The following is a 25,315-nucleotide window of genomic DNA, read 5'->3' on the forward strand; positions in this document are numbered from 1 at the left end:
CAGGACATAGTTAAATTTGTCCATACTGATTTACTTAATCATGAATTTGGTTATTGAAGCCAGTACTCAAAATAACTGTTTTTGTAATATATCCATGCTATTCCTAAGGTAAATGCTTCACTGTCAGTGAAACCTCAAATGGATGCAAACTCTCCGCATATCAAGGCTACTCATAAACCGAAAATTTTTAATAATTCAGAACGTTTTATTGAGGGATGGTATTGGGTAATACCATCTGATAATTTAGGAATAAATGAAGTAAAATCTATCACTCTCTTAGGTAGGAAACTAGTAATTTATCGCGGACAAGATTACCAAGTAACTATTTGTGATGCCTATTGTCCACATATGGGCGCTCACTTGGGAGAAGGTACTGTTGAAGGTAATGAATTACGCTGTGCTTTCCATCACTGGAAATTTAATGCTGATGGAATATGTGTGGAGATTCCGTGTTTAGATGAACCTCTGTCCCTCAAGTTAAAAACTTGGCCGACGGTGGAGAAGTACGGAATAATATGGATTTGGACTGGAGAAATACCACGAGAATCTGTACCATTCGTTCCAGAGTTAGAGTTTCAGGATTACGAGGCTGTTCTCGGTTCTAGTTTTGTGATAAATTGCCATCCTCATCTAATTATGTTGAATGCTATTGATACTCAATATTTTCAAGGAGTCCAGGTTTTAGATATTGGCTTTGAAAAACAGGAATTAAATCAAAATGCCATTATTTTTAGTAAATATAAACGACAATATCATGATTTGCCGTTTAAAAAAGTCTTTCGTCCTTTATACAAAAATCCTATTTATAGTATTTGCTATTGGTATGGTAGTACAGTCACTTTAACCGTAGGAACAGACTTACGCCGTTGCTATCTGATGTTAGCTTTGCGGTTAATTGCAGGGGAACAGGTAGAAGTACAAACTATATTTTTTACTAAGCAACGTAAAGGTCTTTTGGGTTGGTTATTTAACCGTTTGATGTTATGGCTGAGTAATTCTTTGGTGCAGGAATTAATCAGGGATGAGAGAAACATTTTACAGAATATGCAGTTTAATTTAAAAAATCCCATCAAAGTAGATCAATCGATTGTGCAATTAATCAATCATGTGGAAATGCAAAAACCTTTGATGTGGAAGACTTGGCTGTTAGCGCGATCGCCTGAGACAGAGGTAAAGGAAACTCAGACTAAATGGCGAGATGAATTGACTAACGATTAAAAAAAGATAAAAAGTAGAAAGTTCTCTATCATGACTTTTTACTTTTTCCAGTCAGGCAATTGCACTCATAAAAAGAAGTGGCAAAGCCACTTCAGATTTCCCAGGTAGAACCTAGAAATGAGTATAACGACTAAAAAAAATTAAAATCGTATAAATTGACACCAATTATTTTAATAATGCCAGCCTTGAGGCTGATAAATCCTCTATGGAGAAACAAAAAGCTAGAGATGAAATATTTTTATGTTCGATTGTAGATTTTTCTTTTGGGCGCTACTTGTATATTAAAAGCCATCCCAACAATCATTCAGGGGAAAACTATGGTAACTCATGTATGTACTGTGTGCGGCTACGAGTATGATCCAGAAGTTGGTGATCCAGATAGCGGTATAGCTGCGGCTACCCCCTTTGAGGAGATCCCAGAAGATTGGGTGTGTCCGGTTTGCGGTGCGACAAAAGATTTATTTGAACCAGCAGATTTGTAAAAATAACTACGATAACCGCTACGCAAAATTCAAAATCCTGTGTTCAAAGGTTTTGAAAGATTGACAATGAGAAATTTATTTCCGCCGTGCTGTACTAGCCTAGAAAGTAGGTGATCTAGAAAAGAAAGTTGGAAAATTGCTACCTTCAAAAATTGTAGTTGTTGGCGGCGGTGCCGCAGGATTCTTTGGTGCGATCGCTTGTGCTAGAGTCAACCCCCAAGCAGAAGTTACGTTAATTGAAGCCAGTCGTCAAACACTGGCGAAAGTCAGTGTTTCTGGCGGTGGGCGTTGTAATGTGACTCACGCTTGTTTTGATGCACATGAGTTAGTGCAGTATTACCCTAGAGGCGGTAAAGCTTTGCGGGGAGCTTTCGCACGCTTTCAGGCTAAAGATACGGTAGATTGGTTTGCAACCCAAGGTGTGCGGTTAAAAACTGAAGCAGATGGGCGGATGTTCCCCATCACAGATAGTTCGGAAACGATTGTAGATTGTTTGATGAACGCAGCCACAGCCGCAGGGGTGGAAATATTAACAGGAGTGGCTGTTGCATCAATTAAACAGTCACAAGGGAATCAGTTTGAGATTTTTTGCAGGTCGGGGAAGATCATCAACTGCGATCGCCTATTATTAGCTACGGGTAGCAGTCGTGTCGGCTATCAAATAGCCCAAGAATTGGGACATCATATTGAATCACCAGTCCCATCACTATTTACCTTTAATATTTCTGAAGCTAAATTGCGGGCGTTAGCAGGTATTAGCGTTAACCCGGCGCGGTTGCGGTTATGTGCTGATGGTGCATCACCACTGGAACAAACCGGCCCTTTGTTAATAACTCATTGGGGCTTAAGTGGCCCGGCTGTCCTCAAGCTTTCCGCTTGGGGTGCAAGATTGCTACACGACAAACGTTATCAAGCAACCTTGTTAGTTAATTGGTTGCCAGATTTTTCTCAAGAACAAGTACGGCAAAATATCCTAGCAATAAAAAATGAATGGGGAAAGCGGGCGATCGCTTTACATCGTGGCGTTGATTTACCGCACCGTCTTTGGCAATATATCATTGCTCGTGTCGGCATTACCACAGATGAGCGTTGGGCAGGATTATCCAATAAAACCCTCAATCTGCTAGTTCAAGAACTCACTCAAGGGCAATATTTAATTAGTGGTAAAGGAGTCTTTAAAGAAGAATTTGTCACCTGTGGTGGTGTGAATCTGAAGGAAATTAATTTTAAAACAATGGAAAGTAAACTTGTGCCAAATCTCTACTTTGCTGGAGAGATTTTGGATATTGATGGTGTTACTGGTGGATTTAATTTTCAAAGTGCTTGGACAACAGGTTACTTGGCAGGAACAGCTATGGGGGAACATAGTGCTGATTAGGTTTTGTTGATTAGTCAGTCTTTAAATATAGGGTGACTGTTTAAGATTACTACCTAACGACAAGCTAGAAGGAGAAAGGCTAAAAATCTTTAGTATTTTCTCCTTCTACTTTTTTATCTATATTTCTTAACCTAATCAAGTTGATTGATAGCTAGTCACTAATATTCTCTGCAAGCAAGATTAATTAAAAAGCGATCGCTTTGTAAATATAGGTAAATATCTAACTAAAAAATCGCAGTTTATTAATAAAAATAATTCAATTGCTAGAGGCTCAAATTACAAGGTTATGGTACTAATGATTTGCGATGATTGGACAAATACCAAACATTGTAGATGAAAAGCCCGTTTTCTTCTTCCTATTGTTATAGGAGTCTCCAGTTTTGTGTAAACTCGCGTTTCGCTAGAGGTAACACTTATGACTAGTTACGATCAGGTCTTTAACTCAAAAAAGACCATAGAAGAATCACTCAGCCCGGAAGAAGCAGTTGCTGCGATCGCAGTCGTTACCGCCATTGCCGATTCTAATATTGAAGAGATAGACGCAGAAAGTATAGCGGGCATACTTTGGGAATTTGAGGTTTTCGCTGAATATTCAGAAGATGAAATCATTGAAACGGTTGATGAACTCATCGCCATTGCCGAAGATGAGGGAGTCGGGGCTTTATTTAATGCAGCAAGTCAAGCCCTCACCGATGAGTTGGTCTGGGATGGGTTTGCAGCCGGGGTCATTATGCTCCTAGACGAAGAACAACTAGTAGTTCCTCAAGAGAAACAGGCTTATCTGAAAAAGCTTCAGGTAGCATTAAAACTGGAAGAGGACGAAGCCCAAGAAATCATCCAAGAGGTAACAGCAGCTTTCCAAGAAGTAGAAAATGAAGGTTACCTAGACGACGAAGACGATATTTTTACAGTAGAAAACTACTCTGATGAGGTATACGAATCACCCTTGGGTAACTTCACTGTACCCATTCCCGTTGATGCTGAACAAGGGGGGAAAATTCAAAGTCAAGAAGGCGTAGTTGGTTTCTCAGATGACTTCGGCACTTTATTAAGAATTGATTACTATCCCATACCTCCAGAACAATTAGAGGAACTTGACTCTACGGAAAAACAAGAATATCTCCGCTCAATCATGGTTGAAAAGTATGTACCACAGGCAATTCTGAATAATCTACCCAACGCGGAAATTAAGCATACAGAATATCAAGAGCATGAGACACTAGGCTATTATTATGCCCTGGTAGATATGCCTAATGGCTCAACAATTTCCCAAGCAGAGAACAACGGTACTGTTACTAGATTGAACGCTTATCGAGGTTTGATTTCCTTTATTAAAGATGATTTTTTGTATATAGTTAGCAACCAGCGTAGCTTTTTTAATGAAGATACTCCTACCTCTATTGAAGAAGAAGCTAAGAACATTAAAGAAAACATTTTAGGGTTTGTAGAAACTATAGAGTTTACCTAGTAGCAAACTCTGAATAAACATGAGTCTCCAACGAAGGCGAAGTTGGAGACTCATCTTACTTTATTTTGTTTTGTATTCTCATCACAGGAAGTTTTCTACATCCCGTGAACAGTGAATCAATTAGATCCGCGCTAAAATTGGTTCTGGTTTTGCTGTGTTGACAGTATTCGATTCTGAATCTGTGCTGTATATCTCACAGGAGTTATTGGGACTCTCGATCAGCTTAACTTTGTAAAGTTTAGCTCCTAATTCCTGGACGGGCGATCGCAGTAAGTTACTAATGTATAGAGCGATATTCTCAGCCGTTGGCACAACCTCAGCAAAGTAAGGAATATCTTTATTCAAAAATGTGTGGTCAAATGGTTCCACAACATAATCTTCAATCGCCTGATTCAAAGCACCTAAATCGATAATCATACCGGTGCGTGGATCAATCTCGCCTTTGACTGTCACTTCTAAATGATAGTTGTGTCCGTGACCGTGGGGACGCGCACATTTACCATAAATTTCTGTGTTGTCCTCTTGGCTAAGATTGGGATGAGCCAGCCGATGGGCGGCGCTAAAATGAGTACTGATAGTGAGGTAAGCTTCCATTCCGTTTCCTTGATAATCTGCCCAAAGTTCAGGATGTTCAAACAACTGCACACGGACTAAAGGCAAGTGAGGGGCTAGTCGCTGCCAGATAACCCGTGCGATATTTTCTGTAGTTGGCAAAGTTTGCCCAAATTCTGCCCAGACATCGTTGAGATAGGAAAAGTCCAGTTGGCTGGTAACTTCCCGCTTGATTACTTGCTTCACATCAGACAAGTTCAACACCATACCATATTCATCTAGTTCTCCAGCCAGAGAGATAAATATGACGTAGTTGTGTCCATGCCCAGGAAATCGAGAGCAAGCACCAAATTTTTCAATATTCTCGGCTTCACTCAGTTCTGGCAACCAATAGCGATGGCTAGCCGAAAACTGAGCGCGGCGATTTACAATACATTGCATGAGTAAACTGGGAGCAAAATTTAAACTTTCTTAATCTTTCACTCTTTCCAGCATAAACTAATTTCTTTGTCTGTAGCGATCGCATATTTTATTTCCTCACTAAAACAAGAGAATGCCCACTCTAAACCCAGTTTTCTAAAGCTAATTCTCTTACTTGCCGCATTCTTACAAAATCACTATCAGACGACACGATAATTAATGAGTGGCGTAAAGCGGTTGCGGCTATCCAGAGGTCGTTTTCACTGATACCAATGCTAGTTAATTTAGTTGTTTTGCGTTGACTTTTTTCTTTTGGGCCAAATTGCTTGATAATTTCTGATTTAAAATCACCGTAAATTTCTGTAGTCTCTTTATCGATTCCGTATAAATTAATCCGGCGCAGGAACGCATTGATTTTAATTAAATTAGCAGCCTTTTGATGGGAGTTGTGCGCCATAAACCTTAGCTCACCAGCAACTATCACGCTGGTTGCTAGTTGAACTTGACCAAGCGATCGCAAATGTTCGGCTACACTAGGCAGGCCTTCCATTAGGTAGGAACAGTGATTAGTATCAATAAGATACATAATTAAAATTCAAGTGGCATACGGCTTTCATGCACCAGTTGTAAACATTCTTTCATGTCTGAACCTTCCCAACTTCCCACAAATGCCAATAAATCTTGAGCAGTGGAACCTGTTAAAGTATGTTCGGCTATAACGGGTTTGATGTTTTTATGTTTGGCTTGTACAAACTGAACAAAGTCTAAAACTTCTTTTAATAGCGGTTCAGGCAAGGTTTCTAGTTCTTGAGTAATCTGTTCTTTAATTGACATTACCCCTACTCCTTATTTTCAAAACAACTAATTACAGGAAATCTTCTCTAACCTCTAATGACTGCTTACAGATGCTTGTGCTTCATAGTGCAATCTTGTAGCAATGCGGAATAATTCTTGACCTGTATGTAAATAGCGATCATCGTAGTTTAAGGGAAAGTAAGCCAATTCTTCTAGTCCGTCTGCTACTTGATTGAGGCTGTAGTAAAGGTGCGCGGCGGCTCTCGCCATACTAGGAGGGTTGGGACGGGAGCGAAAAATAGTTTGGGCTTGCTTGAAGTCATCTTTACAAGTTTGTAGGTATTCTTGAAACTCGTCCAATAGTTCATCATCAAAGGGATCAGCCGCTAGTTCCTCAATCTGTTCTTCCAACGAACTGAGAATAGTAGAAAGTAAACGATTGACTGGTTGATATACCAAGCGTAGCCATTCTTCTACCTGTTCATCAGCATCTTTGCCGCTTTTACGTTTTACTTGATATTCTTTTTGTGCTGATGTAGTACGCTGTAGGCGATCGCCTTTGAATTTCTGAGATTTATCCCGCAGTTCCTCATCATAATTGAGGCGACTTTGATTGTCGCCTAAAATTTCATAAGCTGCGTTAATTCGGATAATCTGCTCTTTATCTGCTGTGTCCTGGTTACTATCCGGGTGAAATAATTTTACCAAGCGGCGATAAGCTTGCTTGATCTCCGCTTGGCTGGCTTTAGGGCTGACCTTGAGAATTTCGTAGTGATTTAAATCTTTCTTAGAATCGACCATTCATCCAAAATTACGTTAGCTAATGCTAGCTGTTACCTTCGTTTCTAGGTCTTGGAACAATGGTGTACTCAGATACCTTTCTCCAAAACTAGGCTGAATCAATACAATTAAGCGTCCTGCGTTTTCTGGACGTTGAGCTACGCGAATGGCAGCACACAAAGCAGCACCACTGGAAATCCCAGATAATAGCCCTTCTTCTCTAGCTAAACGCCGACCATAAGCGATCGCTTCTTCATCTGTGACCGTAATCACTTCATCAATCAATTGTGTTTTTAGGACTTGGGGAACGAATCCCGCACCAATTCCCTGAATTTTATGGGGGCCTGGTTTACCTCCAGATAAAACTGGACTATTGGCAGGCTCAACTGCGATCGCCTGAAAACTTGGTTTACGGGCTTTCAGTACTTCCGCTACACCTGTGATCGTACCACCTGTACCCACCCCTGCGACAATCATATCTACCTGACCATCGGTATCTTCCCAGATTTCCTCGGCGGTAGTCTCCCGATGTATTTTCACGTTCGCTGGATTACGGAACTGCTGCAACATATAAGCGTGAGGGGTAGTATTCACTATCTCCTGGGCGCGGCGAATTGCTCCACTCATTCCTTCCATTCCTGGTGTCAATTCTAGCTCCGCTCCATAAGCCCGCAACATAGCCCGACGCTCACCACTCATGGTTTCTGGCATCGTTAAAATTAAGCGATAACCCTTGGCTGCTGCTGCCATTGCTAAAGCAATCCCCGTATTTCCCGATGTGGGTTCGACTAATACAGTCTTCCCAGGAGCAATCAACCCCTCCTGTTCAGCTGCATTAATCATACTCACCCCAATTCGGTCTTTCACAGATGATGATGGATTCATGCTTTCCATCTTCACAAGAATCTGAGCTACACATCCTTCCTCTTGAGGAATGCGATTTAGCTGTACTAAAGGTGTACGACCCACAAGTTCTGTAATGTTACGAGCAACCCGCATAATTTTCCCTTATTTAATTAATTATTTAGTCATTAGTCATGAATTACTTTCCCTCATTCACAGTACACGCCCGACAGCCTATAAACTATGGACTATGGACTATGGACTGTTGACTATTGACCACTAAATGTAATACATCACATCCAACTGCCTTCGAGAATCTCTTTTTTCACAAAGATCCTGTAGGCTATATTTTTTCAAAACGGAATTTGCCGCCTGACGCGCTTCTTGCCAAATTTCTTCTATAACAGAACCATCTAAGGTTTGAGACTTGAGATTTTCTTCACTAGTCTTCACCTCTAACCCTTCCAAACATTCCAATATCTCGAATATGCTAATTTTTCTGGGTTCGCGGGCTAAAAAATAGCCACCTCTTGACCCACGTTGGCTTCTGAGTATACCCCCGCGTCTTAATGTCGCTAATAGTTGTTCTAGATAGCGATCGGGTATGCTTTGTTGAGCGGCGATTTGCCTAATTTGCATCGGTTCGCCACTGTCGTAATGAGTTGCCATTTCTAGTAAGGCAAGAATTGCGTATTCTGATTTACACGATAGTTCCACAAGCAATAAGTGAGTGGTGAATAATTATGAATAGAGCGTTAAGTGTTAAACCCTAACTTCCTCTAGTATACTCCGGTTAAGCAGTAGGGTTTGTGCATTAGTGCTAAAGACAGCAAAAAACCCCGCTACTGAGCGGGGTTTCAATTATATTCAACTTTCTAGAAGTTTTTAATAGCTTAGAAAGTGAAGGTTGTTCTCAGAGTACCGATGATCGCATCATCTGCATTGCTGTTCTGACCAGGGTTAGTCAACCAGATTACACCAGGGGTGATGGAGATGTTGTCAGATACGCGATATTTGTAGAAACCTTCAACTTGGTAAGGAACTTCGTTAGCACCAGCTTGGACACCGCGTGCGTAAGGTTGAGCGCCTGCGAAGATACCCAGGACGTTACCTCTCTTACCAAAGTCAGGTAATGCTACACCGATACCGTAGCTCCAAACTTCTCTGTCATCGTTGGCACCGAAGCCTGTGACATCGCTGTAAGATACAAAGCCGCTAACTGATAGTTTATCGCTAGGTCTGAATGCCGCAGACAAACCGTAGGAGTTGCTGGAAGAAGCATTCAGGAAACTATTATTGTTGGCTAGTGAAGTACCTACGATAGCACCAGTATCTCCAGAGTTGAACAGTACGCCACCGGCACCACTATAACCATGAACATAAGTAGCAGCTAACGCCAAGCGATCGCCTACACTAAAGTTCAACTGACCTAAAGCAGCGTAATCGCCGTTGAATAGACCAGTATTAGGGCCAGGGTTATTAGCATCCGAAGCCAAATAACCTACGGTAAAGGAGCTAGGTCTTAAGATGCTACCACCTTGACCAAAAGGCACGTTGAAGGCGATACCTGCACCACCACCAATGCGGTAGATGGGATTTTCCGAGGAAAATGTAGATAAAGCGCCGTTACCGCCATCAGTCTTGTCAAAGAAATAAGGGTTGTTTACGGCTGCATAATGGCTGTGTCGTCCACCACTAGCGGCAAGGTAAACTTGAGCTGGGCCAACGGGTGCTTCATAGGTCAATCGGTCTATTTCTACACTATTGTTGCCAGTACTACCAACTTGGAAAGTTTGTAGTCCTTGACCACCAGCATCAATAAAATTGTTATTGTTATCTCTAAAATCAAAGCCAGTTGCATTACCAGCCGCTAAACGGGTGGTTAAAACGTCTCTACCTGTGAAGCTGGTTTGCAAGCCTAGACGAACTCTGTTTTGGAAAACAGTGTTGTTAGCGTCGCCAGTGTTTTCACCGAAAGCATCGGTAACGGCGAAGATAGCTTCACCGACTAGTTTTGTAGTTGTAGAGAACTGGTTAGCTTCCAATTCCGCAGTCCGTGCTTCTAGAGCATCTACACGACCGCGCAGGGTTGCCAATTCCGCAGAAAATTCTTCTTGTAAGCGTTGTAAGGTAGCTAAATCTTGCTTGGTTACTAGGTCTGCTGTTGCTGTAGCAATCAGTTCATTGACACGATCCAAACAAGCGTTTAAACCAGCCGCAAATTCATAGCGGGTTAAAGCACGGTTTCCACGATAGGTACCGTTGGGATAACCAGCAATACAACCGTAGCGCTCAACCAAAGACTGTAATGCTTGGAATGCCCAATCGGTTGGCTGTACGTCAGAGAACTGAGAAACCGAGGTGACTTGGCTTTGAGCGTTACCTTTACCTTCGCTGCTGTAGCGGTTAACTTGGTCGATAACCTTTGTATCTTCAGTTGTTGGGGCTGCTTGAGCCACAATTTCTGGTTGTTGAGCTAGTTCAGTAGGTACTACTGTTTCGGTTACTGATAATTCTGTAGTTGCATTTGTAGCTGCGATCGCTGCTGACGACACTAATAGTGTTGCGCCTAAAACAGCAGGGCTAACCACTAGGGATTTCCACAATAGATTAGACATTTTTACTTTTCTCCTCACACCTTGTATAGATAATTGTTCTTGTTGCAGCTACTCTCAAAAATGCGACATCTTATTGAAATCTTTTGATGAGGCATAGTTGCCACTATTACAATTTTAGTTTTTGCCAAGTTGATGATTGATTAACTTAGTATTAAAAATTAACGCAATTAACTCATGCAAAAACGTACCCATATAGCTGATTATTATAGAGCATTTCGACTGTATGGCAAGATAGGAGGGATCGCCTCATTAACTGTCACACTGATTCGTAGTTAGATTACAAAAGGGAGTATCTAATGTACAACTCCCTGTGTACCGAAAGTCATACATTGATGTATGTAGCTTCCAAGCAATACCAAAAAATGATTAGTTGATTTGGGAGATCGTTGCTGCTACATCAAAGTCTTTTTGTGTCAAACCACCTGCATCATGGGTTGTTAGTGTAACTTTGACTTTGTTGTAGGAGATTTCTATATCTGGATGATGTCCAGCTGACTCCGCAGGTTCTACCAACTTATTGACAAATGCGATCGCCTCAATAAAATCTTTGAACTTGCGGGTAGTCTGCAACTTAGAACCCTCTAACGTCCACCCAGATAGTTTGCTAGCTTGTGACTGAATTTCTGCATCGCCTAGTAATTGCGCCATTGGCAAAATCTCCTATATTTAAAAGATGTGTATGGCTCTGTCACCCTTGTCATTTTTTGATCTTGCCAATTTCTCTTTCCGCAAGGAGACAAGAAGCACGGGATATGGTCATTCCCTTACAAAAATTTAACGTAGTTATCTGCTGATTTTTCCTATGCAACCATCAATATCTTAAAACGTACCCATAAAAAACTATCCGCTCTGATTTAGATTGGATAATCTAAGTCAGAGCGGTCTAGCGGGTCTTCAGGTTGCAACCAGACTGCCGGAAGGAACTCCGAGCTTTAGCCTAGCTTTTGGAGCTAACTTAGTCTCGAAAAGACTAAGGCTAACTTTTAGAGAACAGCCCCGGCGCGCAGCCGGCTAACTGCAACCTGATGACCCATGCTTTTACTACTTTCTATCATGGGCATCACCTCCTTGTTGCCTAAACGGTCTTAGTCTCAAAAAGGCAGAGAATTTATCTCTGGGTTTTCACCTTTGCTCAATATAACATACAAGTTTAGAGATTAGTCCATAGTCAATTGACAATCGACCACAAAAAGAAAAACCCCCGCCAAAAAGCGGAGGTTTGAACACAATGGCAAGCGATGAATCTTAAATCATGCTTAGAGAGCATTACCGCGAGGTAATACTTCTTCGGGGAATACAAATTTTTCGTGAGGCTGATCTTGAGGAGCCATCCAAGCGCGGATACCCTCGTTCAGCAAAATGTTCTTGGTATAGAAGGTTTCAAATTCTGGGTCTTCTGCTGCCCGTAATTCTTGGGAAACGAAGTCATAAGCCCGCAGGTTCAATGCTAAACCAACGATGCCTACCGCACTCATCCACAACCCAGTGACGGGTACGAACAACATGAAGAAGTGCAACCAGCGTTTGTTGGAGAAAGCAATCCCGAATATCTGTGACCAGAATCGGTTCGCTGTCACCATTGAATAGGTTTCTTCTGATTGGGTGGGGTTGAAGGCGCGGAAGGTGTTTGCGCCTTCGCCGTCTTCAAATAGGGTGTTTTCTACTGTTGCACCGTGGATGGCACACAGTAGCGCTCCACCTAGTACACCTGCTACTCCCATCATGTGGAAGGGGTTTAGTGTCCAGTTGTGGAACCCTTGGAGGAATAACAAGAATCTGAAGATTGCTGCTACTCCAAAGCTTGGTGCAAAGAACCAAGATGATTGTCCCAATGGGTACATCAGGAATACGCTGACGAATACCGCTATGGGTGCTGAAAATGCTAGTGCGTTGTAGGGTCTGATTCCTACTAGGCGCGCAATTTCAAATTGACGTAGCATGAATCCGATCAAACCGAAGGCTCCGTGTAGGGCTACGAATGGCCATAACCCCCCTAGCTGACACCAACGGGTAAAGTCCCCTTGGGCTTCTGGTCCCCACAACAACAACAGGGAGTGTCCCATGCTGTCTGCTGGGCTTGATACTGCTACTGTCAGGAAGTTTGCTCCTTCCAGGTAGGATGATGCTAGTCCGTGGGTGTACCACGATGTGACAAATGTTGTACCGGTTAGCCAACCGCCTAGTGCTAGGAAGGCGCAAGGAAATAATAATATCCCTGACCAACCTACGAATACGAAGCGATCGCGCTTTAACCAGTCGTCTAGTACGTCAAACCACCCTCTACTGGGGGCCCTTCCTACTGCGATGGTCATTACAAGAAATCTCCAATGTTTTTATAAGTTCGGGTTTGCCTGTAGATGAAAATTGTATTACATCTTACAAACAGAAAGTTAACCAGATTGTCAATCTAGTTTACAAATTTTTACCGTCTCTAATAATTCTATGTGCAAACCGCTAATTTTTCCAGTAAATTTTGGGAATAATTTAATCTTTGGATACAGAAAGGGTTGAGGATGAGTGATTGGGGACTAGGCGGAAGCAGACAAGCACAGGGGAATCCTTAGCACCCGCTACACGCCCCCTACCCCGCTTCAGCACACCCTACAGGTTCTTCGCAGGAGCGCAGCACTCATGACTCAGCACTCATCATTCCCCAATCTCCAATCTCATAACGCTAAAATGAGTCCTACAGTTATATGTAATTCCTGCTAAATGTTTACCATTGATTTAAGCATCAAGAACACTGCCTTCCCAATAACAGTGCAACGTAAGACAGCAGAGGACGCTGAGGCTGTTTATCAGCTGATTTTGGCAGCGATCCGCTCTGGTAATCCTGATATTGTGGAACTGAAGTGTGAGGGCAAGACAGAGAAAAAAATTGCTGTCCGCGCTAGTGAAATTTCTGGAGTCCAGATTACTCAGAAAGATGGTGTCACTACAAGTAGTGGTAGAGCGCCTGGATTTTTTGCCCTAGCGGGTGAGTAACCCAAGGTATCAACATGGCGGACATGGGCATTGTCGTTAAAGATTTAAATTTCAGTTGGCCGAACGGTGAGACAGCAATTCAATCTTGCTCTTTGGAAGTACCCCAAGGAGAATTTTGGATGCTTTTGGGTACTAATGGCAGTGGCAAATCTACCTTACTCCGTCTCCTAGCAGGGCTTTTGGCTCCTAAATCTGGTGAAATTGGGGTTTTACATCCTGTGGGTTTTGTCTTCCAAAACCCTGATCATCAATTGGTGATGCCAACTGTTGGTGCTGATGTGGCTTTTGGTTTGGTGGAAGAAAAACTGCCAACATCGGCTGTCAGAGCGAGAGTAGAAGAGGCACTGGGGGCAGTGAATTTGAGTGCTTTACAGCTACGCCCAATTTACGCCCTGAGTGGGGGACAAAAGCAGCGTGTGGCTATTGCTGGAGCGATCGCTCGTCGCTGTGAAGTCTTATTATTAGATGAACCTACAGCCTTACTTGACCCAGATAGTCAACTGGACTTAGTGGCCAGTGTCCGCCGCCTAGTGAAAAGTAGGGGTATCACAGCTTTGTGGGTAACACACCGCTTGGATGAATTGAATTACTGTGATGGTGCTTTCTTACTGGAGAAAGGTTGTTTAGTAGATCAAGGTGAACCCCAACGCCTCAAACAACGCCTTATGGAAGTACACCAAGAAGCTTCTTGAATTGGAGAATGGGGAATGGGGGAAAGGATGAATGCCTCGCCCATACCTCATGACCAATCACTACTGGCAACTGACAACTGACCAGCCTGAATTAATCAGTAATTTTTGACAACTGCAACGCGCCATTAATGGCGCGTTTGTTATTATTTGGGGCTTTTTTCACCTCAACTTTGCAAACAAATCATAATTTCCAACTATTTGTAACATAGTGTTACAGGCGATGCTTCAATTACTATAAAAGTTATGAATGGATCTTGTTAACTCTAGAAAATTGTGATCGAAAACCATGCCCCGTTCCCCAATCCCAGCCGTTTTATTAGTAGACGGCTACAATATAATTGGCGCTTGGCCTTGTTTGAAAAAAACCCGTGATAAAAATGGACTAGAGGCTGCTCGCGGGCAACTTGTGGAAGCAATGACAAGTTACAGCTCGTATCAGGGTTATGACACTCAAATAGTTTTTGATGCTCACTATCAAAATACTTGTAGTAACAAAGAAATTATTACAGAGCTAGTTTCAGTTTATTACACAGATTTTGGGCAAACAGCAGATACTTATATTGAAAAAATTTGTGCTTCTTTGCGCCCTGAAGTTTCGCAAGCTCGCATTTCTCGTGTAATTGTTGCTACATCAGACCGCGCACAACAGTTGACAGTACAGGGATACGGGGCTGAATGGTTATCAGCATATCAACTGTGCGGCGAAGTAGAAACTACAGTGTGTAGGATGCGGCAAAAGTATCAATCTCGTAAACAATCTAAAAGCAGGTTTCTCGCCAGCACCATTGATCCTCAAGCGCGTCAAAAGCTAGCTGAACTACGAATGGGGATTTAAGTAAATATTACCATCTAAAAGCCTCTAGTGTCATTCTAGAGAAGGTTTTGGCTGGAATAATCTAGACAATAAAGCTACTGGAAAATTTTTTTTGCAAAAGTACTTGCCATATCCTATCGACTACGCTACTATTATAAATCGTGAGAGCAACGTTCCTCAGTAGCTCAGCGGTAGAGCGATCGACTGTTAATCGATTGGTCACTGGTTCGAATCCAGTCTGGGGAGTTTAACAATAGAGAAAGCAAATGGTAGAAAATGAAGCGAGAGAAGTAAAGCTTCGATAAGCTACTCAATGTGTTTCTGCAATTTTGGTCACTGGATTAATCTGTGGTTCTCCTGAATCATGGCTCTTATGGTACCTGTCCTGAGACATTATTGGCGGCACAGGACAGAGATTGCAGTGGGCTAAGCCCCGCCTTTGGCGATCGCAATTGGAACGAAAACCACTGCGATTTTTTAGAAGGGCGAGATTTTTTGTCCATACACGACGAATTGTTTGATAACTTTGGTATTCAGGTACAGGTAGTTCCCTAGACAGAATCACCACGATTGTTAATTAGGATTTCAGCACTGATTTACAATCATATGGAGCAGGATAAATATTCAGCGCGGCGCTCGGAGAATTGTCAAACAACTAAATTAAGTCTGTAGGGCGATCGTTGGTGATTAACTGAACTTGGTATAATAGTTTTGTACAACAACAATTAGTCCAAAAAGCGACAACTTCGAGCAATCAAAGAGGCTCTTTGAATGGAAATGACCCTTCAACGTCAACCGGATATTAACCTGTCATAGTTGTTGACTGTTGACAGACTTGAAAGCCTTTTATTGTCAGGGTTTTATCTTAGCTTGATGTCCTAATCTATCTGGCTACAGCTATAACAGGGGAATAATATGAAAAATATTGTGCAGAAAATATTTTCCGGTTTAGCTACACCTATAAAAATTTCTCTAGCAGTTTTGCTGTTAAGTACACCAGCAGTAGCTAACGAAAATTCTCAGATTACTGGTGGTTTAATTCCTAGAGAACCAAACTTCTTTAAACAGGGAAGGGATCTGTTTGATAGAGAAATCTACCGTTTACTCACAACAAATCGACAGACTCAAGAAGCCGTTCTCAAGATTCCCCATCAGTTATCAATTCAAGAACAATTATTTCCCTTGGAAAAGCCCCAACCCTTACCAAGTAATTATAATAGTCCTAAAACAAATAAATGACTTTAGTTGGTTATATGAGAAGTTATTGTGGGAATTGGAGATCATTAGCGACACTGTCCAAGTTTTGTTCTGAACTTTGTCTAACTTCTGTAGAAATATTTTAAGTTACTTCCAGACCAAAAATATTCAAAATGTGCGGTGCGTCAGTAAGATAGAACCTAACTATAAGAAGTAAGTTAATTTTTGATGGGTGCGGCTTTCTATCGAGAGTGTTGTGTGAATTTTGTCTTGTAAAAACAATGGGTAATTGTTCAATATCAATTACCCATTGTTATATCAAATATTCAAACTTTTACCAATTAGATATCTAAATCTGTGAGGTTAAGCTTAGAACCGTAGGTTTCAATAAATTCGCGTCTAGGTGCAACCCGATCGCCCATTAAAATTGTAAAGATGCGATCGGCTTCTGCGGCATCTTCAATTTCGACTCGCTTGAGGGTACGGGTTTCTGGGTTCATGGTGGTTGTCCAGAGTTGTTCTGGCATCATTTCACCCAAACCTTTGAATCGTTGGATGGTGTAGTTGGCATTTGCGGGAAATTTGGCGATCGCTTGTTGTAGATCACGCTCGCTATAGCAATACTCATAATTGCGTCCCCGTTCTACTTTATATAATGGGGGACAAGCAATATAAATGAAACCTTGTTCGATGAGCGCTCGTTGGTATCTATAAAAGAAGGTCAATATTAATGTGCGAATGTGCGCTCCATCTACGTCAGCATCGGTCATGATGATGATGCGGTGATAGCGTAGTTGGGTGGAGTCGAATTCTTCACCTTTGACACCTAAACCCAGGGCAGTAATTAACGCCTGAATTTCATTATTTTTATAGATTTTGGAATCGTCTGTTTTTTCGATGTTAAGGATTTTACCACGTAGAGGGAGGATAGCTTGGGTGCGGCGATCGCGTCCTTGTTTGGCGCTACCACCGGCTGAGTCACCTTCCACAATGTAAATCTCAGATTCGCTGGGGTCGCGGGAACTACAATCTGCTAATTTACCGGGTAATGGAGAAGATTCTAGTACTGATTTACGTCGGACTAACTCCCGTGCGTGACGTGCTGCTTCTGCGGCTTTGAAAGCTTGGATGGCTTTATCTAGAATTGCGTCAGCGATACCAGGGTGAAATTCTAAGTACTCGGTGAGGACTTCGCCTACTAAAGAGTCAACAATACCTCGGACTTCGGTGTTACCTAGTTTGGTTTTGGTTTGTCCTTCAAATTCTGGGTCTGGGACTTTGACGGAAATTACTGCTGTTAAACCTTCGCGGACGTGTTCACCACTGAGGTTTGCTTCATTTTCTTTAATTTTATTGCGCTTGCGGGCGATCGTGTTGAGTGTCCGAGTTAGAACCGCCTTTAAACCTTCTAAGTGTGTACCGCCATCTATGGTGCGGATATTATTGGCGAAACCCAGTACATTGTCTGTGTAAGCATCAGTACACCACTGCAAGGAAACTTCTATTTGTACGTTGTTACGCTCTCCCTGCACATAGATGATTTCTTCATGTAGTGGTTGCTTATCACGGTTCATGTAAGCAATGTACTCTTTGATACCACCTTTATATTCGTAGCTTTCTACTTTAGGTGTATCACTTTTTAGTAGTTCCAAACGATTGTCGGTGAAAGTGATTTTCACTCCTGCATTCAGATACGCTAACTCGCGCAGGCGACTTGAGAGGGTGATGTAATCAAATTCAATACTATTAGTAAAGATTTGACTATCTGGTTTGAAACTGACAGATGTTCCTGTTCTTGCTTCCTTATAGGGCTTTGCTATGAGTTCAGTAACAGGGATACCACGTTCATAACGTTGAATATGAACTTTTTTATCTCGCCAGACTGTAACTTCAACAACTTCTGACAAGGCATTAACTACGGAAATACCAACCCCGTGCAAGCCTCCAGAAACTTTGTAACCACCACCGCCAAACTTACCCCCAGCGTGCAGTACCGTCATCACTGTTTCTAAAGCTGATTTTCCCGTCCGCGAGTGAGTATCCGTAGGAATACCGCGACCATCATCTGTAACAGTCACGGAACCATCAGCATTGATATCCACCTCTATATGAGTGCAGTAACCTGCCAATGCTTCGTCAATAGAGTTGTCTACCACCTCATAAACTAGATGGTGGAGTCCTCGCGGCCCGGTAGAACCGATGTACATCCCCGGTCGTTTACGGACGGCTTCCAGACCTTCCAGAACTTGAATCTGATCGGCACTGTAACTGCTCGTCATGAATATTCTCCTGATGCGTGGGGTTGAAATCGCCCAAAGGCTAAAAAGTCAAATCACTCCAAAATTCTAACACAAAAGCCTTAAAGGCGACTGTAGGGCATTTTTGTGAGAAGTTTATATAGGGGATGTAACCCCATAAGTTTTTTGAATTAATCGCCTTACTATTGCAAATTTCACCGATTTATAACATACTCAACAAGTTTTGAGTAGAAGAGATTAAGACTTTGTAGTGTTTAGTCTCCGAACAAAATTTCACCTATCGTCTGTTAAATCGCTCAAAATCTAAAAAGAGCAAAATGCTTAAGAATTTTAGCACAAAAGCGTTGATGGGAAGCAGGGGAGTAGGGGAAAACTATTGACAACTGATAACTGACCAATGACTAAATTAATCGTAATTTGTGGAGCTACGGCGACGGGTAAATCTGGTTTGGCTTTGAACTTAGCCATGCGGTTGGGTTCTGTGATTTTGAGTGCTGATTCTCGTCAAGTGTATCGTGAATTTGATATTGGTACAGCGAAGCCAACGCTGGCAGAACAAAAAGCCGTTCCTCATTATCTAATAGATATCTGCACTCCCAGAGAAACGATGACAGTTGCAGATTATCAAGAACAGGCACAAGCACTAATTAATTCTCTGCCAGTTTCGCCGTTATTGTTAGTGGGAGGTACTGGTTTATATATACGTTCTATTGTGCAGGGGATGAAGATCCCCAGGGTTGCGCCGAATTATGAATTGCGATCGCAACTCGAATCTTTAGGTCAAACTACACTCTACGGCATATTACAACAAGTTGATCCCGTTGCGGCTCAAAAGATTCATCCCCATGATCCTGTACGGACTTTACGGGCAGTAGAAGTATTTTACGTTACTGGCATTCCCATATCGGCACAGCAAGGAGAAAATCCCCCAGATTACCCTATTTTACAAATTGGATTAGATTGTGAAATGGAAAGATTGAGTGAGCGCATTCACAAACGCACTGAACAAATGATAGCAGATGGCTTAGTTGGAGAAGTTGAATATCTGTGCCAAAAATATGGTGCTGATTTACCCTTGTTAAATACTTTAGGATATCAAGAAATTAAGCAATATTTAGCTGGAGAAATTTCCTTAGAAGCAGCCAAAGAATTAATCGTACTGCATACAAGACAATTTGCCAAACGCCAACGCACCTGGTTTAGAGCCTATCCCCAAATTGAGTGGTTTAATGCAGATGATGCTGATTTATTAGATATTGTTTGGCAGCGCATACAACAGTAGAGAAATTTGATCAAATGCCTCTAAATGATACAGTTACAAATCCAAAGACCCTCTTAGTTATTTACCTACAAAAACTGAGTAAGCTGTGCCAAAATCTACAAATAGAGGACTGTAGAACAGCATCATGATTGGATACATACTGCGGCGGCGTTATAAAATTATCAAACAATTAGGCTCAGGTGGGTTTGGCGAAACTTATTTGGCTGAATACCCGCAGGATCTACCAGTCAGCCCACAGTACAAATGTGTTGTCAAGCGACTTACTAGACCCCAGACTCCAGACTTAGATACAGAAGAAAGGTTTAAGAGGGAAGCAGCTATATTATTCAGGTTGGGTAAGGAACATAACCAAATTCCTGAACTGTATGATTTCTTTGAGGAAAATAGAGAATTTTATCTTGTTCAAGAATATATTGATGGACATGATTTGAGTTACGAAATGGAACAAGGTAAACCGTGGAGTGAGGCTGATGTAATTCAACTTTTGCAAGAAATTCTAGAGGTGCTAGATTTTGTTCATCAAAATAATGTGATCCACCGTGATATCAAACCATTAAATTTGATGCGGCGGTATTCAGATAATAAAATTGTCCTCATTGACTTTGGAATTGTCAAAGAAATAAGTGCTTTAGGCGTAAATGCTCAAGGAAAAATCAGCAGTACAGTTCCAATTGGTACTCGTGGTTATATGCCAAGTGAGCAATTTCATGGTCATCCTAAATTATGTAGTGATATTTATGCGGTAGGAATGACTGCAATTCAAGCGTTAACTGGTTTGCCACCACAAGAACTACACATAGATCCTGATAAATTAGAAGTTATATGGCGAGAAAAAGCTCAAGTAAGCAACATACTGGCAGATATTTTGACTAAAATGGTGCGTTATCATTCCAAGCTGCGATACACAGATGCAAGTGCGGTATTGGAAGCCTTAAAACAGACTCAGTTTAGTTTACAAACATCTGCCAACTCACCAAAATTAAAAGTTTCAAACCAATCTCAGTTATTACTATTGTTATTAAAACCAATTCAGATTGCAGACAAATATGGTTATATTGACCAGTCTGGACAGGTTATTATTCAACCCCAGTTTAATGAAGCTCATAATTTTGCCGAAGAGTTGGCGTGTGTCCAGTTTGATAATAAGAAATATGGGTATATCGACTTGAGTGGACGGGTAGTGATAGAGGCACAATTTCATGAAGCTTGGAGTTTTTCTGAAGGGCTAGCAGTAGTCCAGATTGGAGATAAATATGGATACATAGATAAAAATGGAACGCTAGTCATCCAAGCTCAGTTTGATTATGCTCACGACTTCCGTAACGGGAGAGCAATGGTTGAAATTGGAAAACAAAAGTACCATATCAATAAAATGGGAAACTTTATTAAAATTATTGGTATGCTATTTCAAAATCAAATGAAGTAACCCAGAGTTACTTTAATAAAAGATGTGACTATATGGGAATAAACAGCTATTTCAAAGTATTTGTGCTATTTTGCGCCTAGTTAAAAAAGTAACAATATAAATAACAAAAATATGTTCACCTTTTCTCAACCGATTAAACTGCTTACTTAGAATCAGTGCGATCGCCTCTTCACCCCCTGAAACTGCTATTCTTGCAACAATAGTAATTAAACTCCTCCACCAGTCTGTTAAATAAAAATCTATGCTTACCCAAGACCAAGATCAGAAACAACGTAACTGGAAACCCATTATCAAAGCATTCGAGGCTGTCCTGGGTACAAATGGCGTAGTCCAACGCCGTGAGGAACTTATCACTTATGAGTGTGATGGTTTAACTAGCTATCGCCAACGTCCGGCTGTGGCGGTGTTACCTAGAACGACAGAACAAGTGGCGGCGGTAGTTAAAATCTGTAACCAGTATGCTGTACCCTTCATTGCGCGGGGTTCTGGTACTGGTTTATCTGGTGGTGCTTTACCATCGGAAGATTCAGTTTTAATTGTTACTTCTTTAATGCGGCAAATTCTGAATGTTGATTTAGATAATCAGCGCATAGTTGTACAACCAGGAGTAATTAACAGTTGGGTGACACAAACTGTTAGTGGTGCGGGATTTTATTATGCGCCAGACCCTTCTAGTCAAATTATCTGTTCAATTGGGGGTAACGTTGCGGAAAACTCTGGCGGGGTACATTGTCTAAAATATGGTGTCACAACAAACCACGTTTTGGGTTTGAAAATCGTCACACCTGAAGGGGAAATAGTTGATTTAGGTGGACAAATTCCTGAAGCCCCTGGTTATGACTTAACTGGTATATTTGTCGGTTCGGAAGGTACTTTAGGGATTGCTACAGAAATTACTTTGCGGATTCTCAAAAGTGCAGAATCAATCTGTGTATTATTAGCAGACTTTACCAGTGTGGAAGCGGCTGGGGCGACTGTTTCTGATATCATCAGCGCGGGGATAATTCCTGGTGGGATGGAAATGATGGATAACGTTAGTATTAATGCAGTGGAAGATGTTGTCGCCACTAATTGTTATCCGCGTGATGCCACAGCGATTTTGTTAGTAGAAATTGATGGTTTAGATGTCGAAGTTGCCGTGAATAAACAACGGGTGACTGACATTTGTCAACAAAATGGGGCGCGTAGTGTGACTTCTGCTAGTGACCCAGAAACTAGATTGAAATTATGGAAAGGGCGTAAGGCGGCTTTTGCTGCGGCTGGTCATTTAAGCCCAGATTATTATGTGCAGGATGGTGTCATTCCTCGGACTCAGTTACCTTATGTATTGCAGGAAATTGAGGCATTGAGTCAAAAATTTGGGTATCCAATTGCCAATGTTTTTCATGCTGGTGATGGTAATCTGCATCCATTGATTCTATTTGATAATTCCATTTCTGGTGCATTAGAGAAAGTCGAAGAATTGGGAGGAGAAATTCTCAAACTTTGTGTGAGAGTCGGGGGTAGTATTTCTGGAGAACATGGTATTGGGGCAGATAAAAAATGTTATATGCCTGATATGTTTAGTGATGTTGATTTAGAAACAATGCAGTGGATCAGACAAGTATTTAATCCCCAAGGTTTGGCTAATCCTGGAAAGATATTCCCCACACCGCGCACTTGTGGCGAAGCTGCAAATGCTATTAAAAATCAACATTTTGAAGGAGTAGAAAGATTTTAATACTCATCAATTAACAACAAAAATATTTATTTGTAGTAAGGGCTAAAGCCCTTATTTTTTTAAAGAACTTGAAAAAATAAGATTTCATGTGTAAAACAATACAATTAAACAATATTTATAATATACTGACTCTATTGAGCCGCCATATTTATCTATGTACTTTGATTGGAAGAAAGATAAGCTTTACTTTTTTTGGATACTAGGAACTACTATAGGCCTAGTTGCTGGATTAATTTCTGCCCTTTTTTCTAGTGTTGCTATCTATAATCTCCCTCTTGTGGGTGCTAGCAAAGGACTGATAAACTTTTTGTCTAGTGCGATCGCAGGATTAATTCTAGGCTTCTGTCAAGGTATAGCTTTAGCAAAGTTATTAAAGCATCAGGAATTATCTACAAATATTCGTCGGCTTACTATTAAATGGATTCTGGCAACAACTATTGCATTTTCTCTAGGTGGTCAAGTCACCAGTCTATGGACTAATTTAGATGGTACTTTAACGCCTCAGATGTTAGTTTTTAAGCTATCTCTAATCCTATTTCTCATCGGACTTGCTCAAGGAATAGTCATGCAGTGGTCTATCAAAAAAATTTCCCAATGGTTACTTATCCATATTCTCAGCATTTTAGCTAGCGTTTTAGTCGGTGTATTTCTGTTTTTTCTCACAATTTCAATTGGCGGAGGGTTAAGTGGTGGTGGTTTAGGAGTTTTAGTTTACGCATTTCTGATTGCACCTTTATTAATTAGTGTATCTACAGGAATCATTTATGGTTCTATAACTATTCTATTTTTACCAAATTTATTAAAAAATGATATTTAACACCATTTTCTTTGTAATCTATGGAATTTTTGGCAATCAAGCAAGCTGATCACTAATTAATATACAGCATTCCTATTTGATTTGTGAAAATCAAGAGGATCAGATATCCGACTTCTTTAAGAAGTCGGATATATTTTGGTTCACGAATGATTTAGGATTGCTATAGTTTGAATTATTGATATATAGATGACGTTATTCATCAAGAGTTTGAGGGTATACTAACTTATTCCGTAATTCTTATCCCCTCTTCCCGGCGAAGTTAGACTTTCTCATGACTCGGTTGGCAAAATTGTTTTTTTCGTACTTACTGTTTATACAATTAATATTGTATTTAACAGGATTATCTATCCCTTCATTTTCTAATTATGAACAAAAAAGCAATCTACCGACTACAACAGAAATTCGTGGAGTTTGGCTGACTAATGTTGCTAGCGGTGTACTTTTTGTACCCTGGGGTATTAATCGTGCTATTGACCAACTATCTGCACTAAACTTTAATACAATTTATCCTGTAGTTTGGAACAGGGGCTATACCTTTTATAAAAGTGGTACAGCTAAATCTGTTACGGGTGCTGATACTCAACCGCTGCTGAATTTTGTCCACGGGGGACAGGATGTTTTAGCAAAGATAGTTGCACTTGCTAAACCGAAAAATTTAAGCGTTATTCCCTGGTTTGAATATGGTTTTATGGCACCGCCCGATTCAGTGATAGCAAAACGACATCCTGAGTGGTTAACAAACGGTCAAGGTGGAGTCGTATCTATTAGTGAAATGTTACCAGAAGAAAGCGACACCGACCCTACAAATAAGTTAGTTTGGCTCAATCCTTTACACCCAGAGGTACAGCAGTTTATCCTATCGCTAATTACAGAAGTTGTTACTAATTATCATATTGATGGCATTCAAATTGATGATCATTTTGGAATGCCAGTACAGTTTGGCTATGATCCATATACAACTGAACTTTATCAAAAAGAACATCAAGGTAAAAGCCCCCCTCGCAATCATTTTGATGGGGAGTGGATGAAGTGGCGTGCTAACAAGATCACTCGTTTCATGACACAAGTTTCTCAAGTAGTGAAAGAGATTAAACCCAATGTTAAGGTATCTCTTTCTCCTAATTCGCAAGCTTTTGCTTACAGGTATTATTTGCAAGATTGGGCAAGTTGGATAAAAACAGGTTTAGTGGATGAATTGATTTTGCAGGTGTATCGCAATGATAAAAGTAGCTTTGTGTACGAATTAGAACAGCCTGCTGTCAAGCTTGCGCGTACTCAAATTCCCGTAGCGATTGGCATATCCACAGGAACTTTGCGAAGTCCTGTTAAGATTGAGCAAATTAGAGAACAAGTACAAGCTGTACGCGATCGCTCTTTTTTTGGTATCTCTTTCTTTTACTGGGAAAGTCTGTGGGGTTACATCACCCCAGAATCACCCCCATACCGCCGTCAAATATTTCAACAAATGTTTACTGCTAAAGCCGCTAGGCCATTAGCACCAGTGAGGGAAAGCAAAAGGCAGGGTGAAGGGTAAAACGGCTCTTTCCTTGTCCCTAATCCCCAATTATCC

24 protein-coding genes and 1 tRNA gene are annotated in these 25,315 nt (G+C 41.2%); 15 read left to right on the plus strand and 10 right to left on the minus strand.

The features are described 5' to 3' along the window. Window positions 1–138 precede the first annotated feature (138 nt). The 4 genes from GSQ19_RS17855 to GSQ19_RS17870 all read left to right on the plus strand — a co-directional run bounded on the left by GSQ19_RS17855 (window position 139) and on the right by GSQ19_RS17870 (window position 4,546). Window positions 139–1,218 carry an aromatic ring-hydroxylating dioxygenase subunit alpha gene (locus GSQ19_RS17855; protein ID WP_011319273.1) on the plus strand — a complete coding sequence of 360 codons (1,080 nt, stop codon included), beginning with the start codon at window positions 139–141 and terminating at the stop codon, window positions 1,216–1,218. 317 nt (window positions 1,219–1,535) lie between these two features. After that, complete coding sequence (gene rd / locus GSQ19_RS17860) at window positions 1,536–1,700, plus strand: rubredoxin (protein WP_011319274.1); 165 nt, start codon at window positions 1,536–1,538, stop codon at window positions 1,698–1,700. A 136-nt stretch (window positions 1,701–1,836) separates the two neighbouring features. Further along, window positions 1,837–3,078: a BaiN/RdsA family NAD(P)/FAD-dependent oxidoreductase gene (locus GSQ19_RS17865; protein ID WP_011319275.1), complete on the plus strand. Its 1,242-nt coding sequence runs from the start codon at window positions 1,837–1,839 to the stop codon at window positions 3,076–3,078. 415 nt (window positions 3,079–3,493) lie between these two features. Next, window positions 3,494–4,546: a tellurite resistance TerB family protein gene (locus GSQ19_RS17870; RefSeq protein WP_011319276.1), complete on the plus strand. Its 1,053-nt coding sequence runs from the start codon at window positions 3,494–3,496 to the stop codon at window positions 4,544–4,546. 120 nt (window positions 4,547–4,666) lie between these two features. Here GSQ19_RS17870 and GSQ19_RS17875 read toward each other — a convergent pair whose 3' ends face one another. The 9 genes from GSQ19_RS17875 to psbD all read right to left on the minus strand — a co-directional run bounded on the left by GSQ19_RS17875 (window position 4,667) and on the right by psbD (window position 12,866). After that, a complete protein-coding gene (locus GSQ19_RS17875; RefSeq protein ID WP_011319277.1) occupies window positions 4,667–5,539 on the minus strand; it encodes a 6-carboxytetrahydropterin synthase in 873 nt (290 codons plus the stop codon). 121 nt (window positions 5,540–5,660) lie between these two features. Next, on the minus strand, window positions 5,661–6,068 hold the full coding sequence (locus tag GSQ19_RS17880; protein WP_235622532.1) for a type II toxin-antitoxin system VapC family toxin: 408 nt from the start codon (window positions 6,066–6,068) through the stop codon (window positions 5,661–5,663). A 38-nt stretch (window positions 6,069–6,106) separates the two neighbouring features. Next, window positions 6,107–6,352, minus strand: coding sequence for a DUF2281 domain-containing protein (locus GSQ19_RS17885; RefSeq protein WP_011319279.1), 246 nt, complete (start codon window positions 6,350–6,352; stop codon window positions 6,107–6,109). Window positions 6,353–6,406: 54 nt separating this feature from the next. Beyond that, complete coding sequence (locus GSQ19_RS17890; protein ID WP_011319280.1) at window positions 6,407–7,114, minus strand: J domain-containing protein; 708 nt, start codon at window positions 7,112–7,114, stop codon at window positions 6,407–6,409. A gap of 15 nt (window positions 7,115–7,129) precedes the next feature. Then, window positions 7,130–8,092, minus strand: coding sequence for a cysteine synthase A (gene cysK, locus GSQ19_RS17895; RefSeq protein ID WP_011319281.1), 963 nt, complete (start codon window positions 8,090–8,092; stop codon window positions 7,130–7,132). Between the two features lie 123 nt (window positions 8,093–8,215). Continuing rightward, entirely contained in the window at window positions 8,216–8,653 is a 438-nt protein-coding gene (locus GSQ19_RS17900) for an RrF2 family transcriptional regulator (RefSeq protein ID WP_011319282.1), read from the minus strand. 176 nt (window positions 8,654–8,829) lie between these two features. Further along, window positions 8,830–10,554 (minus strand): iron uptake porin, encoded by a 1,725-nt coding sequence (locus GSQ19_RS17905; RefSeq protein ID WP_011319283.1) that lies wholly within the window; start codon window positions 10,552–10,554, stop codon window positions 8,830–8,832. A 366-nt stretch (window positions 10,555–10,920) separates the two neighbouring features. Continuing rightward, window positions 10,921–11,202, minus strand: coding sequence for a 4a-hydroxytetrahydrobiopterin dehydratase (locus GSQ19_RS17910; RefSeq protein ID WP_011319284.1), 282 nt, complete (start codon window positions 11,200–11,202; stop codon window positions 10,921–10,923). A gap of 608 nt (window positions 11,203–11,810) precedes the next feature. Next, entirely contained in the window at window positions 11,811–12,866 is a 1,056-nt protein-coding gene (gene psbD / locus GSQ19_RS17915) for a photosystem II D2 protein (photosystem q(a) protein) (RefSeq protein ID WP_011318085.1), read from the minus strand. A gap of 400 nt (window positions 12,867–13,266) precedes the next feature. On the opposite strand from psbD, the gene GSQ19_RS17920 reads away from it, so the two are divergent. The 6 genes from GSQ19_RS17920 to GSQ19_RS17945 all read left to right on the plus strand — a co-directional run bounded on the left by GSQ19_RS17920 (window position 13,267) and on the right by GSQ19_RS17945 (window position 16,284). Beyond that, on the plus strand, window positions 13,267–13,539 hold the full coding sequence (locus tag GSQ19_RS17920; RefSeq protein ID WP_010998680.1) for a UPF0367 protein family: 273 nt from the start codon (window positions 13,267–13,269) through the stop codon (window positions 13,537–13,539). Window positions 13,540–13,553: 14 nt separating this feature from the next. Further along, on the plus strand, window positions 13,554–14,231 hold the full coding sequence (locus GSQ19_RS17925) for an ABC transporter ATP-binding protein (protein ID WP_011319285.1): 678 nt from the start codon (window positions 13,554–13,556) through the stop codon (window positions 14,229–14,231). Window positions 14,232–14,517: 286 nt separating this feature from the next. Then, on the plus strand, window positions 14,518–15,066 hold the full coding sequence (locus tag GSQ19_RS17930) for an NYN domain-containing protein (RefSeq protein WP_011319286.1): 549 nt from the start codon (window positions 14,518–14,520) through the stop codon (window positions 15,064–15,066). A 153-nt stretch (window positions 15,067–15,219) separates the two neighbouring features. Beyond that, window positions 15,220–15,291, plus strand: a tRNA-Asn gene (locus tag GSQ19_RS17935). A gap of 102 nt (window positions 15,292–15,393) precedes the next feature. Continuing rightward, the gene (locus GSQ19_RS29780) at window positions 15,394–15,600 is read left to right on the plus strand and encodes a hypothetical protein (RefSeq protein ID WP_185478811.1); all 207 of its coding nucleotides are present in this window, start codon (window positions 15,394–15,396) and stop codon (window positions 15,598–15,600) included. Between the two features lie 360 nt (window positions 15,601–15,960). Then, window positions 15,961–16,284, plus strand: a complete 324-nt coding sequence (locus GSQ19_RS17945) for a hypothetical protein (RefSeq protein ID WP_011319287.1) — start codon at window positions 15,961–15,963, stop codon at window positions 16,282–16,284. Window positions 16,285–16,583: 299 nt separating this feature from the next. Here GSQ19_RS17945 and gyrB read toward each other — a convergent pair whose 3' ends face one another. Next, window positions 16,584–18,521 (minus strand): DNA topoisomerase (ATP-hydrolyzing) subunit B, encoded by a 1,938-nt coding sequence (gyrB, locus tag GSQ19_RS17950; RefSeq protein ID WP_011319288.1) that lies wholly within the window; start codon window positions 18,519–18,521, stop codon window positions 16,584–16,586. 376 nt (window positions 18,522–18,897) lie between these two features. Between gyrB and miaA the strand changes: the two genes are divergently transcribed. The 5 genes from miaA to GSQ19_RS17975 all read left to right on the plus strand — a co-directional run bounded on the left by miaA (window position 18,898) and on the right by GSQ19_RS17975 (window position 25,279). After that, a complete protein-coding gene (gene miaA, locus GSQ19_RS17955) occupies window positions 18,898–19,782 on the plus strand; it encodes a tRNA (adenosine(37)-N6)-dimethylallyltransferase MiaA (RefSeq protein WP_011319289.1) in 885 nt (294 codons plus the stop codon). A gap of 124 nt (window positions 19,783–19,906) precedes the next feature. Then, window positions 19,907–21,208 (plus strand): WG repeat-containing protein, encoded by a 1,302-nt coding sequence (locus tag GSQ19_RS17960; protein WP_011319290.1) that lies wholly within the window; start codon window positions 19,907–19,909, stop codon window positions 21,206–21,208. Window positions 21,209–21,449: 241 nt separating this feature from the next. Then, window positions 21,450–22,928: a glycolate oxidase subunit GlcD gene (gene glcD / locus GSQ19_RS17965; RefSeq protein WP_011319291.1), complete on the plus strand. Its 1,479-nt coding sequence runs from the start codon at window positions 21,450–21,452 to the stop codon at window positions 22,926–22,928. Between the two features lie 154 nt (window positions 22,929–23,082). Next, entirely contained in the window at window positions 23,083–23,745 is a 663-nt protein-coding gene (locus GSQ19_RS17970; RefSeq protein ID WP_011319292.1) for a hypothetical protein, read from the plus strand. Window positions 23,746–24,016: 271 nt separating this feature from the next. Continuing rightward, complete coding sequence (locus GSQ19_RS17975) at window positions 24,017–25,279, plus strand: glycoside hydrolase family 10-like protein (RefSeq protein WP_011319293.1); 1,263 nt, start codon at window positions 24,017–24,019, stop codon at window positions 25,277–25,279. Window positions 25,280–25,315 lie beyond the last annotated feature (36 nt).

It is taken from the genome of Trichormus variabilis 0441, assembly GCF_009856605.1.
Classification (GTDB): Bacteria; Cyanobacteriota; Cyanobacteriia; order Cyanobacteriales; family Nostocaceae; genus Trichormus; species Trichormus variabilis.